Below are 15,406 nucleotides of genomic sequence, written 5' to 3'. Positions count from 1 at the left end.
GCGCCGTCGGTGAGACGGGTGGGCCCTGTGGTCCTGGGGCAAGCATGGGCGCGGGTGACGCCGGGGGCAAGCGGTTCCGGAACACCATGAGATACCCTGGTGGGGTATCCGAGAACGTCCGCACGGAAGGAAGCAACGATGACCACGACGACGGTGACCGTGTCCGGGATGACCTGCCAGCACTGCGTGGCGTCGGTGACCGAGGAGCTGCAGGAGGTCGACGGCGTGCAGGACGTGCAGGTCGACCTCGTCGCCGGCGGCGACTCCCCGGTGACCATCACCAGCGAGGGTGACCTCGACCCTGCGGCCGTGCGGGGCGCGGTCGAGGAGGCGGGCTACCAGGTCACCGGCTCCTGACGTACGCCCCCGCCCGACGACGGCGGCCCACATACCGCGACGGCGGCACAGAAGTTATCTGTGCCGCCGTCGTGATATCTGTGCCGCCGTCGACGATGCCGGGCGGGGAGCCTGCGAGCCCGCCCGGAGGAGGAGACGCGGCCAGAAAGATCGGGTCAGACGGTGACGGCGTCGCCGCCGTCGGTGCGGAAGGTGACCGAGAGCAGGCCGGGGGTGCCGTGCGGGGCGGCGAAGTCGAAGTCGACGCCGGGCTCCCAGTCGTTGCGGTCGACGCCGGGCTCACCGGTGAGGCCGAGCCACTCGCGCACCCGGTCGGGGCTGCCGGCGATCTGCAGACCGGTCAGCTCCGCGCCCGCCTCGCCCTCGGCGGAGGGGTGCTGGTCGGGGTCGTCCCAGGTGATGAAGAACGGCACCTGCGGGTCGGCCATCAGGCCCTTGACGCCGAGCTGGCGCCAGGTGATCTCGGTGCCGTCGGGGCGGTGCCGGTTGCCGGGCACGGCCTCGCGACCGACGAGCTCCTCGGCGCCGCTCATGTCGGAGACCTCGACGACCCAGCCGAGCCAGCCGCCGCCGGCCTCGCAGCGCGCGCGCACGGCCTGACCGAACGGCGCCTTGTCGGACGCGGGGTGGTCGAGCGGCTCGACGATCTCGACGAACCGGTGGGTGCGCAGCGGGATGATCGAGTTGCGGGTGCCGAAGCGCGGGTGCAGTCCGCCGTCGAGCGACTCGACGCCGAGCCGGTCACCCAGCCGCTTGGCCGTGGCCACCAGACCGTCGGGCTCTGCGGCGTACACCACATGGTCGATGCGCATGTCTGCATCGTGCCACGGGGGCGCAGGCATCCCGGAATCGGGTCAATCGGCAGCGGGGGTGCGTGATCCACCCTCGGACGTACGCTGTCGCTCGGCCTCGTAGAGCACGATCGCCGCCGACGTGGCGACGTTGAGCGAGTTCACCTTGCCGTGCATCGGGATGCGCACCCGCGCGTCGGCCGCCTCGAGCAGCCCGGAGGTGAGTCCGTGCTTCTCGGTGCCGACGGCGATGCCGACGCCGCCGGTGAGGTCGACGGCGGTGTGCGCGGTGGTGGTGTCGGGGGTGGTCGCGACCAGCTGCACCTCGTGCTCGGCCAGCCACGCGAGGGTGTCGGCGAGCGTCGCGCTCGCGACCGGCACCGCGAACACCGTGCCCTTGCTCGCGCGCACCACGTTGGGGTTGCCCCAGTCGGTCTGTGGGTCGACCGCGATCACCGCGTCGGCCCCGGCGGCCTCGGCCGTGCGCAGCATCGCCCCGAGGTTGCCGGGCTTCTCGACGCCCTCGGCGAGCAGCAGCAGCGGTCGCGCGGGCAGCTCAAGCGCCGCCAGCTCGCGGTCGACGCCGGGCACGACGGCCAGGAAACCGTCGGGGCCCTCGCGGTAGGCGACCTTCTCGAAGACCGGCCGCGACAGACGTAGGCTCTCCGCGCCGAGCGCGACCACCTCGTCGACCAGCCCGCGCTGGGCGTCGGGGTCGTGCATCAGCTCGGGACAGGTGAACAGCTGGCGCGGGCGCACGCCCGCCTCGACCGCGAGCCGCAGCTCGTCGTAGCCCTCGACCAGGGTGACGCCCTCGGCCTCGCGCACCCGGCGTCGGCGCAGCGCGCTCAGCGCCTTGACCCGCGCGTTCGCAGGTGAGGTGATCACGAGGTCGCTCATGCGCTCGCGGCCTCGCCGACCAAACCTTCCAGCACCAGGGCGAGACCGTCCTGCTCGACCGGCGCGGTCACCTCGTCGGCGGCGGCGACGACCTCGTCGGGCGCCTGCCCCATCGCGACACCGCGCGCGGCCCAGCGCAGCATCTCGAGGTCGTTGCGCTGGTCGCCGACGGCGAGGGTGCGCTGCGGGTCGACCTCGAGCTCCTCGCGCACCTGCTCCAGCGCGGTGCCCTTCGAGACGCCCTCGGGGTTGATGTCGAGCCAGGCGGTGTAGCCGACGGCGTAGTTCACGCCGTGCAGCCCCAGCCGCTCGACCAGCTCGACGAACTCCTCGGCGCTGCTGCCCGGCGACCGGAACGTCACGCGGGTGACCGGGTCGGCCGCGAGCTCGGCCCAGTCGACGACCTGCTGGTCGCCCATGAGCTCCCCGTCGGGGAAGGGGGCGTTGACCTTGTGCCCGACGCCGATCTGCTCGACGGCGACCACCCCGTCGGGCACGACCCCCGCAGCCGCTCCAGCACCGGCGCCGGGTCGAACGTCACGGCGCGCAGCAGGCGGTATCCCTCGGGCGCGTCGGGGTCGAGCGTGATCGTCACCGCCCCGTTGGAGCAGATCGCGAATCCCGTTGTCAGACCGAGCTGTTCAGCGATGGGCAACGTGCCCATGACCGTGCGGCCGGTGGACAGGACCACGTGGTGACCGGCGTCGACCACGGCACGCACCGCGCGGCGCACGCGATCGGCGAGGTGGCCGTCGTGGTCGATGGTGGTGCCGTCGATGTCGAGCGCGATCAGCCAGGGCACCCGAGCACCCTACTTGCCCCGGGGTCAGCGGGACTTGACCAACCCGGCGGCGCCGACCGCGATCATCGCGAGCGCGCTCAGCAGCACGAGCCACAGCCCCCAGCCGGCGCCCATCTCCACGTTGATGTCGGGCATCGGCATCGGGATGCCGCTGTTGTTCTGCTGCTGCTCCAGCTGGTTCATCTGGCTCTCCAGCTGGCCGGCGGCGTCGCGCACGTCGAAGAAGTTGAGCAGCCCGACGAGCAGCGCGACCAGCCCGAGCCCGAGACCGACGGCGGGGAAGAGCTTTCCGCGCCGGCCGAGCCCCATCAGCACGCCGACCGCGATGGCGCCCAGCGCGAGCGCGATGACGATCCACCCGTCGAGCGTGGCGCCGTTGCTCTTGCTGATCAGGCCGAAGGTCTGCTCGCTGTCGCCGCTGGAGCTGTCCTGGTCGAGCTGCTGCTGGGCTCGCGGATCGTCGGCGGACAACGAGCCGATGCCCGACATGCTGCCCCCGCTGCCCGGCACGCCCGGCGCCTCGAACGAGAAGCTCATCCACGTGCCGAAGCTGCCGAGCAGCGCGAGCGCCGCGACGGCCGCGAGCACCCAGCCGAGCATCTTGCCCATGCCCGAGGCGGGCCGCTGCGCGGTCTGCTGCCCGGCGTACTGCTGGCCGTACGTCGGCTGCTGGCCGTAGCCCTGCTGCCCCTGCCCGCCGTACGCCTGCTGCGGCTGGCCGTGACCGGCCCCGCCCTGCGGGCCCTGGCCCGGGTAGCCCTGCTGCCCGCCGTAGGACTGCTGCGGTGCGCCCTGGCCACCGCCGTACTGCTGGCCCATCGACGGACCGCCCTGGTGCCCGCCCGGCTGGCCCCCGGCCCGCCGTAGGACTGGTCCTGCTGCGGCGCTCCCTGGCCACCGCCGTACTGCTGGCCCATGGACCGGCCGCCCTGCTGCGGCGGCTGACCGCCGGGGTACGGGCCGCCCTGCTGACCGCCGCCGTGCTGACCGCCGTGCCCCTGCCCGCCGCCGTGCGGCCCGGGCTGGCCTGGGTACTGACTCATCGCTGAACTCCCCATCCACCGTGCAGATTCGCAGTCAAGGTAGCAGCGCGCACCGGCCCGGAGCAGGGCTTCGGGCCGGTGGCGTCGGGCGGCTGGCGCGAGGCGCGGCTCCCCGTGGAGCCGGTCGCGCGGGTCGGGTCAGACCGGGCGCAGCACGTCGGTGCCGAGGAACGGCTGCAGCACCGCGGGGACCCGCACCGAGCCGTCGGCCTGCTGGTTGTTCTCCAGCAGCGCGACGATCGGCCGGGTGTCGGTGAGCATCGTGCCGTTCAGGGTCGCGACGAAGTCGGTGCGGCCGGTGTCGGTGCGGTAACGGATGCCGAGCCGGCGCGCCTGGAACGACGTGGTGTTCGAGGTCGAGGTGAGCTCGCGGTACTTGCCCTGCGTCGGCACCCAGGCCTCGATGTCGTACTTGCGCGCGGCGGAGCCGCCGAGGTCGCCGGCCGCGACGTCGATGACGCGGTAGGGCAGCTCGAGACCGTCGAGCAGCCGCCGCTCGATGCGCAGCAGGTTGTCGTGCTCGGCGACGGCGTCCTCGGGCTTGCAGTAGACGAACATCTCGGTCTTGGTGAACTGGTGCACCCGGAAGATCCCGCGGGTGTCCTTGCCGTACGACCCGGCCTCGCGCCGGTAGCACGTCGAGGTCGCGGTGTAGCGCAGCGGCCCGTCGGACAGGTCGAGGATCTCGTCGCTGTGGAAGCCGGCGAGCGCGACCTCGCTGGTGCCGGTGAGGTAGAGGTCGACGTCGGCGACGCGGTAGACGTCGTCGTGCGCGTCGAGATATCCCGTGCCGCTCATCGTGGCGGCGCTGACCATCGTCGGCACGCCGAGCGGGCTGAAGCCCTCCTCGTAGGCGACCTGCTGGGCGTACGACATCAGCGCCTGCGAGAGCCGGGCGCCCACGCCGGTGAGGAAGTAGAACCGCGACCCCGACACCTTCGCGCCGCGCGCCATGTCGATAGCGCCGAGCTTCTCGCCGAGGGCCAGGTGGTCCAGCGGCTCGAAGTCGAACGTCGGGGTCTCACCGACGGTCTCGAGCGTCACGAAGTTGTCCTCGCCGCCGGCCGGGACGCCGTCGATGATGACGTTGCCGATGCTGCGCAGGGTGCGGTCGTAGAGCTCCTGCGCCTCGGTCGCCTCGGCCTCCAGCCGCTTGACGTCCTCGCTGAGGCTCGCGGCGTCGTCGCGGGCCTGCTGGGCCTCGCGCTCGAGCTCCTCGGTCGGCTCGCCGGCCTTCTTGGCGGCGCCCAGCCGGCCCATGGCCGCGCCGATGCCCTTGCTGACCGACTTCTGCTCGCTGCGCCGCGACTCGAACTCCTGCAGGCTGGAGCGCCGGCGCTCGTCGGCGGCCAGCGCCTGGTCGACGAGGCTCTCGTCCTCGCCGCGAGCGCGCTGGCTCGCGCGCACCAGGTCGGGGTTGTCGCGCAGCTGCTTGATGTCGATCACGGAGGTCAGGCTAACGAGCGCAGCACCCGGGCGCCGACCGAGTTCTCCCCCGCCCCGCTAGCATGGGTCTCGTGGTCGACCTCTTCGCCGAAATCGTGGTCACGTTGGCGTTCATCATCGCGCTCATCGTGGTGCCCGCCTGGGCCTCTGGCCTGATGTTCGGCAAGTCGAGCTCGGTCCCGGCGCCGTCGGACTACGACCCCGACCCGGTCGCCGAGCTCGAGTCGTCTGCCGACGCCGACTCCGCCAGGCACTGACCGCCTCCGGCATGCGCCGCGCGGGCCTGGTCGTCAACCCTGCCAAGTTCCACGACCTGCGGCGGCTGCGCACCGACGTCGACGCCGTCTTCCGCAGCAACGGCTGGGCCCCACCGCTCTGGCTCGAGACCACCATCGAGGACCCCGGCCAGGGGCAGGCGCGCGCGGCCCTCGACGAGGGCGTTGACCTGATCTGCCCGCTCGGCGGCGACGGCACCGTGCGCCAGGTGGCCACGGCCGTACGCTCCAGCACCACCCCTATGGGACTCGTGCCCGCCGGCACCGGCAACCTGCTCGCCCGCAACCTCGGGCTGCCGGTCAACCGGCGCTATGCCGACGCCGTGCGCCGCGCGATCCACGGCACCGACCGGCGCATCGACGTCGGGGTGCTGCAGCTGGACCGCACCGGCGACGGGCGCACGATCGAGGAGCACGTCTTCCTCGTCATGTGCGGCATGGGCCTGGAGGCCGAGATGCTCGGCGGCACCCCCGAGTCGCTCAAGGCCCGGCTGGGCTGGGTCGCCTACGTGCTCTCCGGCGCGCGGCACCTGCGTCGGCCGACGGTCGAGATGCAGCTCTACACCGACGGGGAGGGCGCCGACCCCGCCCCCACCACCACCGTGCTCATCGGCAACTGCGGCCGGCTCACCGGCGGCGTGCGCCTGATGCCCCGGGCGCTGCCCGACGACGGTCTGCTCGACGCGGTCGTGCTGTCCGCGGGGTCGCTGCCGCAGTGGGGCCGGCTCGTGGTCCAGGTGCTGCGCGGCGGCGAGGGCGGCAGTCAGGTACGCCATCGCCCGGGTCGGGAGTTCGACGTCACCGCGGTGGCGCCCCGCACGGTCCAGGTCGACGGCGACCTGATCGGCGAGGGCCGCGCGATGCGGGTGACCGTCGAGCCCCGCTCGCTCGTGCTGCGCGTGCCGTGAGCCGGCCGTTCCGGTTCGCCGGCAGCTTCCCGCTGGCCGCCCCGCCGGAGCAGGTGATCGCGGTGCTGCGCGACGCCGAGCGCTGGCCGCAGTGGTGGCCGCAGATCCGCAGCGTCGAGCGCTACGACGAGCGCCGCGGGCTGGTCACCGCCCGCAGCGTGCTGCCGTTCTCGCTGCGCATCGAGCTCACCAGCACCGTCGACGACCCCGACCGCGGGGTGCTGCGCGCCGACCTCGCACGCGACCTGGTCGGCTGGATCGAGTTCCGCGTCGCCGAGGGTGACGCGCCCGACCGGGCGCGGGTGACGTACGACCAGGAGTGCGACCTGGCCCACGCGCGGGTCCGGCGGGTGGCGCTCGCGGCGCGTCCGTTGCTCCAGCTCAACCACAGCGCCATGATGCGAACCGGGATGCGCCGGCTCGCCGTGCGAGCGCGCGAGGAGCCGGCCGCGCAGAACTGACGCAGGGGGACGACGATGGACAGCGGCACCACACTGGCCAACCAGGCACTGGTGGTTCTGGGGCCCGCGCTCGCGATCTTCGGGCTGTGGCTGATCGTGCCGGTCGTGCTGCACTCCGTGCGCAGCCGCACCTGGGCGCCGACCCCGGCCACGGTCACCGAGATCGGCGCGAGCCGGGTGATGCGGATGCCGTGGGGAGACACCGGTGACCTGAGCAGCGTCTGGGTCGACGACGTCGGCGACGTGCGGTGGAAGATCCGGTACGCCTTCCAGGACCGGTCCGGCCGCTCGCGCGAGGGGTGGCCCGGTGGCACTCGGACCTGCCGCCCGCGGTCGGCGACGCCATCACGGTGCTGGTCAGCCCGCGCCTGTCGCGCTCGATGTTCGTCGACTTCAACCCGGTCGTGCGCGCGGTCGGCGGGCTCGTCGCGGTGGCCGTCGGGCTGCTGCTGCTGGTCGACGCGGTCAACGGTCTGCGCGGCTGAGCACGGCGAACTCGCACGCGAAACGCGTTCTCCCCGTTGAGGATCCGCCGGATCTGTCGTTCACCTGGTCGTGTCCGGACCGCGACCGGATTCACAGGACTTCACAGCATCTGTGACCTTGCCCACAGTTGCGGGCTACGGTTTCGTAGGGGTGCCCACTTCACCCATTCGGACAGGGAGCCGCACGTGACCCCTCGCAACCCCCTCACCACCGCCGCCCGCGTGAGCGTGGCCGGCGCCTTCGCCCTCGGACTCATGGCCGTCGCCCCCGGCCAGGCGCAGGCCGCAACGATCTCCAAGGACCTCACCTTCGGCTGCGAGGTCTACCTCGGCACCGACGACACCGGCCCGTTCAAGCTCTGGTACCTGCCCGGCGACCCCGAGGCGACCGACGCCAACCAGGACCCGTTCCCGGTCTCCATCTCCGCGACGGCGCCCGACGAGCCCGTGGCGGGCGAGTCGTACGACACCGACATCACCGCGGCGATGACGATCCCCGCCGGCCTGATGGACGCGACCCGCGGCATCCTGCAGGGCCAGACGCTCGGCGGCACGGGAAGCACCACGATCACCACGACGCTGAACGACGACAGCGCCTCCGAGCAGACGATCAGCGGCGACATCACGATCCCCGAGTCCGACGTGCCGCAGGAGGCCGGGTCGACGATGACCGCCACCGGGACCGGCTCGGCCACCGGGCTGACCGCCGCCGAGGCCGGCGACCTGGTGATCCGGGTGTCGGACTTCACGGCCAACACGGTCGTCACCAAGGCCGACGGCACCACGGTCGACGTGTTCATGAGCTGCACGCCGCAGGGTGACGACGTGGTCGGCAACCTGACGGTCGCGCCGGCCGTGAGCGAGCCGAGCCCGGAGCCGACGTCTGAGCCGACCTCGGAGCCGACCAGCGAGCCGACCAGCGAGCCGACCTCCGAGCCGACCTCTGAGCCCACGAGCGAGCCGACCTCTGAGCCCACCAGCGAGCCCACGTCCGAGCCGACCTCGGAACCCACGACCGAGCCGACGTCGGAACCGACCGGGACCGCGCCGGGCACCACCGCCCCGTCCGACCCGGGAGCCGGTGACGCCGGCAGCGGCGAGCCGTCGGTGAGCGGCCCGCCCGTGCAGACCGGAGTCGTCGGCAGCGGCAGCAACACCGCCACGCTGATGACGCTCGGCGCACTCGGCGCGGCCGCCGGCGCGAGCGGGTTCGCCGCGCGCCGCCGCCTCACCCGGCAGTAGCCCACGAACGGGGCAGGCACCCGCAGCGGTGCCTGCCCCGCACTTCGTTCCACCCCGCCTTCGCCCGACTTCGCACCAGAGGTGATCTCGTCATGCCCACCATCGCCCGCTCCGCCGCGCTCACCACGTTGCCCGTCGCGTTCCTGCTGGCTGCCGCCCCGTCCGCGTCGGCGGTCGAGCTGACCACGACCCAGCAGGCCACGACCTCGACCCGGCTCGCCAAGCTCGGCAGCACGGTGACCTTCCCGGCCACCACGATGACCAGCACCATCGACACCGACGACGGGTCGATGACCAGCACGATGCCCGCTCAGACCACGACCACCCGACTGGCGCTGGCGGGTCTGCCGCTCGCGGACGTACGACTGCGGATCGTCCCCGACGGACCGGCCGTCGGGTCGATGAGCCCGACCGAGGGCTGGATCAGGACCACCCAGCGGCTGAACGTCGAGATCGAGTCGATCAGGCCGGTCATCGCGCCCGGCATCAACCTGGTCAAGCCCACGTGCAAGACGACGTCGGCGGGGTCGGTGGCGCTGAGCGGCGACTTCACCGGCATCACCGAGCCGGCGACGCTGACCGGCGACCTGACGATCCCGAGCTTCTCCGGCTGCGGCTTCGGCCGCGACCTGCTGGTCACCGCTGCGGTCTCCGGCCCGGGCAACACGGTGACCGTCGACCTGTCGCCTGCCGGGACCTGACCAGGCCGGCCCGCGCCGGTCCGCACCGCGCCGGGCCGCACCGCGCCGGCCCTGACCGAGCGCCCCCAACGCCCCGCCGTCGGCGGGTTGCACCACCGCACGTGTCCGCCCCCTCTCGAAAGGACAGCACCATGTCTGCACACCGCACCACCCGCGCCCTCGGCGTCGCCGCCACCGGCCTGCTCCTCGCCGGGGCGGGGGTCGCCGCGGGCTCCCCTCGGCGTCGGCCGCGACCACGCTGGTCTACAGCTGCACCAGCCCGGTCGGGCCGGCCGACGTGTCGACCACCATCGACACCAACGCGCCGGCCACCCTGCCCATGGGGGAGTCGTTCTCCGGAGGCACCGGCACCGTCGTCGCGACCCTGCCGAGCTCCCTGTCGACGGGCCTGATGTTCCTCGGTTACGACAGCATCTCCGGCGTCGCCGGCACGAGCGTGCAGGTCGTCGACCCGACCGGCACCACCCGCGCCACGATGGACTCCTCGCTCGACGCCCCGAAGGTGAAGCTGAACGGCTCGGGCACCACGCTCAACGCCACGGGCGCCGCCGGCACCACCCCGGTCGCCGACGTCGCCGGCGACTGGACGCTGCTCGCCCCGACCACGGTGACCATGGACATCACGCCGTACGACGCCGCAGGCGAACCCCAGCCGGTCATCCAGTCCAGCTGCACCTACAAGTCGGGCAACCGGGTGATCGACACGATCAGCGTCTCCTGATCCCCGCTGCAGCACCGGCGGCCCCGTCCTTGGACCTCCGTCAGGGACGGGGCCGCCCATCGTCGACGGCGGCACAGGAACCACGACGGCGGCACAGAAAAGATCTGTGCCGCCGTCGTGGTTTGTGGGCCGCCGTCGTCGGCTCCGCCGGGTGCCGTACGCCCTCGCCGGGCGAGGCGTACGTCCGGAGCCTTCCGTGCCGGGTTCGTCCTGCGAGCTACACGAAGGCCCAGATCACCATCGCGACGCCGAAGCCGACGAGCGAGAGCACCGTCTCGAGGACGGTCCAGGTCAGCAGGGTCTGCTTGACCGACATGTTGAAGTAGCGCGAGACGATCCAGAAGCCGCCGTCGTTGACGTGGCTGAGGATGATCGAGCCGGCCGCGATGGCGATCGCGATCAGGGCGACCTGCGCCGAGCTGAACCCGCCGGCGGTGACGGTCGGGGCGACGATGCCCGCGGTGGTCACGATCGCCACCGTCGCCGAGCCCTGGGCGATGCGCAGGGCCGAGCTGATGATGTAGGCCGACACGATCACCGGCAGGCCGAGGTCGGACATCGAGTCGGCGATGGCCTGCCCGACCCCGGTCGCCTTGAGCACCGCGCCGAAGAACGCTCCGGCGCCGACGACCAGCAGGATCATGCCGATCGGCTTCAGCGCGTTCGAGGTCATCTCGGCAACCTCCTTGGCGGAGGTGCCCCGCCGCAGCGCGAGGAGGTACAGCGCGATGAGCACGGCGATGGTCAGCGCGACCGCAGGGGTGCCGAGGAAGATCAGCACGCCGTGCAGCGTGGTGCCCGGGGTGAGCAGCACGTCGCCGAACGTCGCGCCGAGGATCAACAGCATGGGCACCGCGATGATGAACGCGATCGTGCCGATGCCGGGCGGCTGGGCCGAGGCGTTGCGCTCCTCGGGCACGAGGTCCTCGGGCACCTCGACCTGCACCCGCTTGCCGATCCACGAACCCCACAGGATGCCGGCGACGAACCACGCGGGGATGCCGCACGCGAGGCCCATCACGATGATCCAGCCGAGCGAGACCTCCAGCACGCCCGCGGCCGCGACGGGGCCCGGGTGCGGCGGCAGGAACGCGTGCGTCATGGACAGTCCGGCGAGCATCGGCATCGCGTAGAGCACGAGCGACTTCCCGCCACGGCGCGCGGTGACGTACACCAGCGGCGCGAGGATGAACACGCCGATGTCGAAGAACACGGGGATGCCGAGGATCAGGCCGGAGACGCCCATCGCGAGCGGGGCACCACGCTCGCCGAACAGCCGGATGAGCCGCTCGGTAAGCACGTCGGCGCCGCCGGAGCGTTCGAGCAGCGCCGAGGATCGTGCCGAGGCCGATGATCGGCGCGATGTGGCCGAGGATCCCGCCGAACCCGGTCTCCAGGATCGACTCGCCGGCCGCTCGTGGGGTCCCGACCAGCTCCTCGACCGGTACGCCCGCGACGAGCGCGAGCGCGAGAGAGACCACGATGAGCGCGATGAACGGCTCGATCTTGGCCTTGATGATCATCGCGAGCAGCCCCGCGATGGACAGCGCCGCGAGCAGCAGCAGGCCACCGGTGCTGGTCTGCAACCAGTCGATGAAGGACGTCATGACTCTCCCGGGTGGGGCGGGGCTCGCGGGTGGAGCCCGGCTGAGGGGCTCAGAGGTGGGAGCGGAAGCTGCGCGCGCGAGCCGTGATGTCGGCCCAGTCGCCGCCGGCGACGGCGTCGGGCGGGACCACGCCGGTGCCCGCGGCGACGGCGACCGCGCCGGCGGACAGGAAGTCGGCGGCGTTCTGCTCGGTGATCCCGCCGGAGGGCAGCAGCGGGACCTGCGGGAACGGCCCGGCCAGGTCGCGCAGGAACCGGGCGCCCAGCGTCGCGGCCGGGAAGACCTTGACCGCGGTGGCCCCGAGCGTCTCGGCCCGCGCGACCTCGGTCGGGGTCATCGCGCCCGGGAAGTAGGCCACGCCGAGGTCGCGGGCGGCCTCGGCGACCTGCTCGTTCACGTCAGGCGCGACGAGGAACGTGGCGCCCGCCGAGACGGCGTCGCGCGCCTCCCCCGCCGTACGCACGGTGCCGGCGCCGAGCAGCACGTCACCGCCGGCGGCGCTCGCCGCTCGCTCGAGGTGACGCAGCACGTCGGGGATCGTGAACGTCAGCTCCATGCACCGGATCCCCCGGCGGCCAGCGCGTCGCGCAGGGCGGCGGCGTCGGCGATGCCGGGGGCGCGGACGATGGCCAGCACCCGGTCGGCGGTGAGGTCTGCGAGCACCTGCTGCGGTGAGGGCGCGGTCATCAACGGACTCCTTCGTCGGTGCGGCGCAGGGCCCGTCCGGAGCGCGCGCCGGTGAGATGGCCGTCGTCGAGCGCGAGCTGCCCGCGCACGAGGACGTGGTGGAAGCCGGCGGCAGGCTGCCGCGGGGCGTCGAACGTCGCGCGGTCGGCGACGGTGTCGGGGTCGAACAGCACCAGGTCGGCCCCGTAGCCCTCGCGGACCAAGCCGCGGTCGACGAGCCGCAGCCGGCGGGCGGCGCGCCCGGTGAGGTGTCCCACGCACTCCTCGAGGGAGAAGATGCCGAGCTCGCGGCAGTATCGGCCGAGGTATCGGGCGAACGTCCCGAAGCCGCGCGGGTGCGGCTTGGCGCCGATGAGCAGACCGTCGCTGCCGCCGGTGTGCCACGGGTGGGTCATGATCGCCCGCACGTTGCCCTCGTGCCCGACGTGCTGCAGGATGCCCGTCGCGAGCCGGTCGTCGACGAGCTGCTGGATGCACACGTCGAACGGCTCGCGCCCGGTCTCGGTGGCGACCTGCGCGATCGTCCGGCCGACGCGGTCGGCGAGCGCGGGGTTGCCCACACTGCTGATCTCGATGGTGTCCCACTCGGCGACGACCCCGTGGCAGCCGTCGGACCCGGTGACCTCCAGGTGCTCGTGTATGCGTGCCAGCGCGTCGGGGTCGCGCAGCCGCGCGATGATCTCGTCGGTGTCGCCAGCACCGGCCCAGCTGGGCAGGATCGCCGAGAGCGTGGTCGCGCCGGGCAGGTAGGGATAGGTGTCGAGGCTGATGTCAGCCCCGCCGGCGGCGGCCTCGGCGAGCAGCGCGAGCAGCTCCTGACCCTTGCCGGCGTTGGGCCGGAAGTTCATCGCGGCGTGCGACAGGTGCAGCGCGCAGCCGGCCGCCGACGTCACCTCGACCATCTCGCGGTAGGCGTCCAGGGCGCCCGCACCGTAGCTGCGGTGGTGCGGCGAGAAGAAGCCGCCGCGGCGCGCCACGACCTGGCACAGGCGTACGAGCTCGCCGCGTTCGGCGTACATGGCCGGCGTGTACGTCAGGCCGGTCGACAGGCCCACCGCCCCCTCCTCGAGCGCGCGGTCGAGGATCCGGGCCATCTGGTCGATCTCGTCGTCGGTCGCGACGCCGGTGTTCCAGCCGCGGGCCAGCGCGCGGATCGTGCCGTGCGGAGCGAGGTAGGCGAGGTTGGTCGCGACGCCGCGGTCGATGACGTCGAGATAGTCGGCAACCGAGCGCCACGGGAAGTCGAAGTCGTCGGGGTCGGTGTTCCAGCCGGCGATCTTGCGCCGGAGCACCGACAGTGTCTCGTCGGTGACCGGGGCGTAGGACAGGCCGTCCTGGCCGATCACCTCGGTCGTCACGCCCTGGGTCAGCCGCGAGGGGTGCTCGGGGTTGAGGAAGACCTGCAGGTCGGAGTGGGCGTGCATGTCGATGAAGCCGGGCGCGAGCACCAGACCGGCAGCATCGATCACCCGGTCGGCGTCGCGCGCTCCGAGGTCACCCCCGACGGCTGCGACGCGGTCGCCGTCGACAAGCACGTCGGCGGTGAAGCTGGGGGTCTCGGTGCCGTCGACGACGGTGGCGCCGGTGATCAGCAGGCGCGGGGCGCGCAGGTCGTTGCTCATCGTGCTGCCCTCAGAAGTAGGTCGTGAGGAGGTCGGCGACCACCGGGTCGTCGCTGTCGTCGGCGAGCACCGGGATGGTGCGCCACTTGTCGAGTGCGGTGCACGGGTGCGACAGGCCCAGCGCGGCGACCTCCCCCACGGCGAGGTCGGCCTCCGCCGGCAGCTGCACGAACGCGTGCTGGTCGTTGACCGCGGTGACCTGTGCGCCCTCGAGCTCCCGGCGGGGCGCGCCGAGCTGCGCGGCGACGCCGAGCACCGTGGGCATCCCCTCGTCGAAGGACACGTCGCGCTTGCCCACGTCGAGCAGCGCCAGCCCCGGCTCGGGCCGCGAGACCACCCGCGCCCACGCCGTCATCGCGGGAGTGAGGTGATAGGTCGCGCCGTCGTCGGTGCGGGCGAAAGGCGTCATGGCCGTGTAGAAGCCGGAGTCGTGGATGACGTACGCCCCCGAGCGGATGACGACGCGGACCCGGTCGAACGCCAGGGGCGCGAGCACTGCGGCGACCCGGTCGAAGTAGGCGCTGCCGCCGGCGGTGAGCACGATCTCCCCGTCGGCGGGGTAACTCCCCGCGTCGAGCAGCGCCTGGTGCGTCGCCGCCATCCTGCGCAGGAAGGCGTCGACCGCGGCGACCGCCTCGGGCGTCGGGTCGTGGGCGAGGGCGCCCTCGTAGCCGGCGACCCCGCCGAGTCGCAGATTGCCGGCCTCGGCGAGGGCGCGACCGATGGCGACGGCGACCTCGACGCTGCGCGCCCCGGTTCGGCCGTGCGCCCCGCCGAGCTCGGCCAGCACGGTGAGCGGACGGCTGCCGGTGAAGTGGTCGCGCAGCACCGCGACCGACTCGAGGCTGTCCGCCCAGACCATGACCTCCAGCTCGGGGTCGGTGTCGACAGCCTCGGTGAGCCAGCGCAGGGCGGCGGGGTCGACGAGGTCGTTGGCGACCTGGATGCGGCGCACCCCGGCCGCGACCGCGACCCGCAGCTGGGGGTAGTTGGCCACGGTGATCGAGTGCGCGCCCGCCTCCAGCTGCCGGCGCCACAGGACCGGAGACATCGTGGTCTTCCCGTGCGGGGAGAGCGCGATGCCGTGGTCGCTCGACCAGGCGGCAAGGGTCTCGACATTGGCGGCGATCGCCGGCTCGGACAGCGTGAGCAGCGGGGTCGCGAGCGAGGACAGGCGTGGCGCGGTGGCCAGGAACTGCTCGGCGGTGAGTCCGTCGGCCTGCGGCGGGAGGGCCTTGTCCGTCGCGGAGAGCGGGCCCTCGGGGCGGCCGGTGAGCTGGTGCGGCACGCGATCACGTCCTTCTCGGATGCCGGTCGATCTGGGGGTTCTACGGTTGTGTTGCGTAATATGCAACGCA

At 72.8% G+C, this 15,406-nt stretch carries 18 protein-coding genes and 1 pseudogene; 8 read left to right on the top strand and 11 right to left on the bottom strand.

The genetic code is table 11. The features are described 5' to 3' along the window. Positions 1 to 138: 138 nt before the first annotated feature. Positions 139 to 357, top strand: a complete 219-nt coding sequence (locus QUE40_RS18430; RefSeq protein WP_289231907.1) for a heavy-metal-associated domain-containing protein — start codon at positions 139 to 141, stop codon at positions 355 to 357. Positions 358 to 512: 155 nt separating this feature from the next. Here QUE40_RS18430 and QUE40_RS18425 read toward each other — a convergent pair whose 3' ends face one another. From QUE40_RS18425 to serS, 6 genes are all read right to left on the bottom strand, one after another. Continuing rightward, positions 513 to 1,169, bottom strand: coding sequence for a VOC family protein (locus QUE40_RS18425; RefSeq protein WP_289231906.1), 657 nt, complete (start codon positions 1,167 to 1,169; stop codon positions 513 to 515). A gap of 42 nt (positions 1,170 to 1,211) precedes the next feature. Next, entirely contained in the window at positions 1,212 to 2,048 is an 837-nt protein-coding gene (locus QUE40_RS18420; RefSeq protein WP_289231905.1) for a TrmH family RNA methyltransferase, read from the bottom strand. Then, positions 2,045 to 2,467: an HAD family hydrolase gene (locus QUE40_RS19570; protein ID WP_350227181.1), complete on the bottom strand. Its 423-nt coding sequence runs from the start codon at positions 2,465 to 2,467 to the stop codon at positions 2,045 to 2,047. Before QUE40_RS19570 ends, QUE40_RS18420 begins: the two co-directional genes overlap by 4 nt. Continuing rightward, positions 2,407 to 2,850, bottom strand: a complete 444-nt coding sequence (locus QUE40_RS19565) for an HAD family hydrolase (protein ID WP_350227013.1) — start codon at positions 2,848 to 2,850, stop codon at positions 2,407 to 2,409. The genes QUE40_RS19570 and QUE40_RS19565 overlap by 61 nt, the downstream gene beginning before the upstream one ends. Before the next feature lie 24 nt (positions 2,851 to 2,874). After that, on the bottom strand, positions 2,875 to 3,669 hold the full coding sequence (locus QUE40_RS18410; protein WP_289231904.1) for a hypothetical protein: 795 nt from the start codon (positions 3,667 to 3,669) through the stop codon (positions 2,875 to 2,877). Positions 3,670 to 4,031: 362 nt separating this feature from the next. Further along, entirely contained in the window at positions 4,032 to 5,339 is a 1,308-nt protein-coding gene (gene serS / locus QUE40_RS18405; protein ID WP_289231903.1) for a serine--tRNA ligase, read from the bottom strand. A gap of 71 nt (positions 5,340 to 5,410) precedes the next feature. On the opposite strand from serS, the gene QUE40_RS18400 reads away from it, so the two are divergent. The 7 genes from QUE40_RS18400 (at position 5,411) to QUE40_RS18370 (ending at position 10,132) form a co-directional block, all read left to right on the top strand. Further along, positions 5,411 to 5,596, top strand: coding sequence for a hypothetical protein (locus QUE40_RS18400; RefSeq protein ID WP_142007648.1), 186 nt, complete (start codon positions 5,411 to 5,413; stop codon positions 5,594 to 5,596). An 11-nt stretch (positions 5,597 to 5,607) separates the two neighbouring features. Next, a complete protein-coding gene (locus tag QUE40_RS18395) occupies positions 5,608 to 6,522 on the top strand; it encodes a diacylglycerol/lipid kinase family protein (RefSeq protein ID WP_289231902.1) in 915 nt (304 codons plus the stop codon). After that, complete coding sequence (locus tag QUE40_RS18390; protein ID WP_289231901.1) at positions 6,519 to 6,983, top strand: SRPBCC family protein; 465 nt, start codon at positions 6,519 to 6,521, stop codon at positions 6,981 to 6,983. Before QUE40_RS18395 ends, QUE40_RS18390 begins: the two co-directional genes overlap by 4 nt. Positions 6,984 to 7,282: 299 nt before the next feature. Then, positions 7,283 to 7,468 carry a hypothetical protein gene (locus QUE40_RS18385; RefSeq protein ID WP_289231900.1) on the top strand — a complete coding sequence of 62 codons (186 nt, stop codon included), beginning with the start codon at positions 7,283 to 7,285 and terminating at the stop codon, positions 7,466 to 7,468. 186 nt (positions 7,469 to 7,654) lie between these two features. Then, positions 7,655 to 8,710 (top strand): DUF6801 domain-containing protein, encoded by a 1,056-nt coding sequence (locus tag QUE40_RS18380; protein WP_289231899.1) that lies wholly within the window; start codon positions 7,655 to 7,657, stop codon positions 8,708 to 8,710. A gap of 92 nt (positions 8,711 to 8,802) precedes the next feature. Beyond that, the gene (locus QUE40_RS18375) at positions 8,803 to 9,411 is read left to right on the top strand and encodes a hypothetical protein (RefSeq protein WP_289231898.1); all 609 of its coding nucleotides are present in this window, start codon (positions 8,803 to 8,805) and stop codon (positions 9,409 to 9,411) included. A gap of 277 nt (positions 9,412 to 9,688) precedes the next feature. Continuing rightward, on the top strand, positions 9,689 to 10,132 hold the full coding sequence (locus tag QUE40_RS18370) for a DUF6801 domain-containing protein (RefSeq protein ID WP_289231897.1): 444 nt from the start codon (positions 9,689 to 9,691) through the stop codon (positions 10,130 to 10,132). A 217-nt stretch (positions 10,133 to 10,349) separates the two neighbouring features. On the opposite strand, the pseudogene QUE40_RS18365 reads toward QUE40_RS18370, so the two are convergent. The 5 genes and pseudogenes from QUE40_RS18365 to QUE40_RS18345 all read right to left on the bottom strand — a co-directional run bounded on the left by QUE40_RS18365 (position 10,350) and on the right by QUE40_RS18345 (position 15,336). Beyond that, a pseudogene (locus QUE40_RS18365) lies at positions 10,350 to 11,655 on the bottom strand (GntP family permease). A 133-nt stretch (positions 11,656 to 11,788) separates the two neighbouring features. Continuing rightward, on the bottom strand, positions 11,789 to 12,295 hold the full coding sequence (locus tag QUE40_RS18360; protein ID WP_289231896.1) for a bifunctional 4-hydroxy-2-oxoglutarate aldolase/2-dehydro-3-deoxy-phosphogluconate aldolase: 507 nt from the start codon (positions 12,293 to 12,295) through the stop codon (positions 11,789 to 11,791). Further along, positions 12,286 to 12,426 carry a hypothetical protein gene (locus QUE40_RS18355; RefSeq protein ID WP_289231895.1) on the bottom strand — a complete coding sequence of 47 codons (141 nt, stop codon included), beginning with the start codon at positions 12,424 to 12,426 and terminating at the stop codon, positions 12,286 to 12,288. Before QUE40_RS18355 ends, QUE40_RS18360 begins: the two co-directional genes overlap by 10 nt. Then, on the bottom strand, positions 12,426 to 14,048 hold the full coding sequence (locus tag QUE40_RS18350; protein WP_289231894.1) for an N-acyl-D-amino-acid deacylase family protein: 1,623 nt from the start codon (positions 14,046 to 14,048) through the stop codon (positions 12,426 to 12,428). Before QUE40_RS18350 ends, QUE40_RS18355 begins: the two co-directional genes overlap by 1 nt. A gap of 10 nt (positions 14,049 to 14,058) precedes the next feature. Continuing rightward, entirely contained in the window at positions 14,059 to 15,336 is a 1,278-nt protein-coding gene (locus QUE40_RS18345; RefSeq protein ID WP_289231893.1) for a type III PLP-dependent enzyme domain-containing protein, read from the bottom strand. Positions 15,337 to 15,406: the final 70 nt, after the last annotated feature.

The sequence above is a fragment of the Barrientosiimonas endolithica genome (assembly GCF_030296655.1).
Classification (GTDB): Bacteria; Actinomycetota; Actinomycetes; order Actinomycetales; family Dermatophilaceae; genus Barrientosiimonas; species Barrientosiimonas humi.
This window is presented reverse-complemented; position numbering and strand designations above follow the sequence as displayed.

What these genes read in the sequence shown, in the direction of transcription:
- QUE40_RS18360 (WP_289231896.1), bottom strand. Translation starts at nt 12,295, where the DNA reads ATGGAGCTGACGTTCACGATCCCCGACGTGCTGCGTCACCTCGAGCGA.
- QUE40_RS18410 (WP_289231904.1), bottom strand. Translation starts at nt 3,669, where the DNA reads ATGGGCCAGCAGTACGGCGGTGGCCAGGGCGCACCGCAGCAGTCCTAC.
- QUE40_RS18350 (WP_289231894.1), bottom strand. Translation starts at nt 14,048, where the DNA reads ATGAGCAACGACCTGCGCGCCCCGCGCCTGCTGATCACCGGCGCCACC.
- QUE40_RS18425 (WP_289231906.1), bottom strand. Translation starts at nt 1,169, where the DNA reads ATGCGCATCGACCATGTGGTGTACGCCGCAGAGCCCGACGGTCTGGTG.
- QUE40_RS19570 (WP_350227181.1), bottom strand. Translation starts at nt 2,467, where the DNA reads ATGGGCGACCAGCAGGTCGTCGACTGGGCCGAGCTCGCGGCCGACCCG.
- QUE40_RS18430 (WP_289231907.1), top strand. Translation starts at nt 139, where the DNA reads ATGACCACGACGACGGTGACCGTGTCCGGGATGACCTGCCAGCACTGC.
- QUE40_RS18375 (WP_289231898.1), top strand. Translation starts at nt 8,803, where the DNA reads ATGCCCACCATCGCCCGCTCCGCCGCGCTCACCACGTTGCCCGTCGCG.
- QUE40_RS18355 (WP_289231895.1), bottom strand. Translation starts at nt 12,426, where the DNA reads ATGACCGCGCCCTCACCGCAGCAGGTGCTCGCAGACCTCACCGCCGAC.
- QUE40_RS18420 (WP_289231905.1), bottom strand. Translation starts at nt 2,048, where the DNA reads ATGAGCGACCTCGTGATCACCTCACCTGCGAACGCGCGGGTCAAGGCG.
- QUE40_RS18395 (WP_289231902.1), top strand. Translation starts at nt 5,608, where the DNA reads ATGCGCCGCGCGGGCCTGGTCGTCAACCCTGCCAAGTTCCACGACCTG.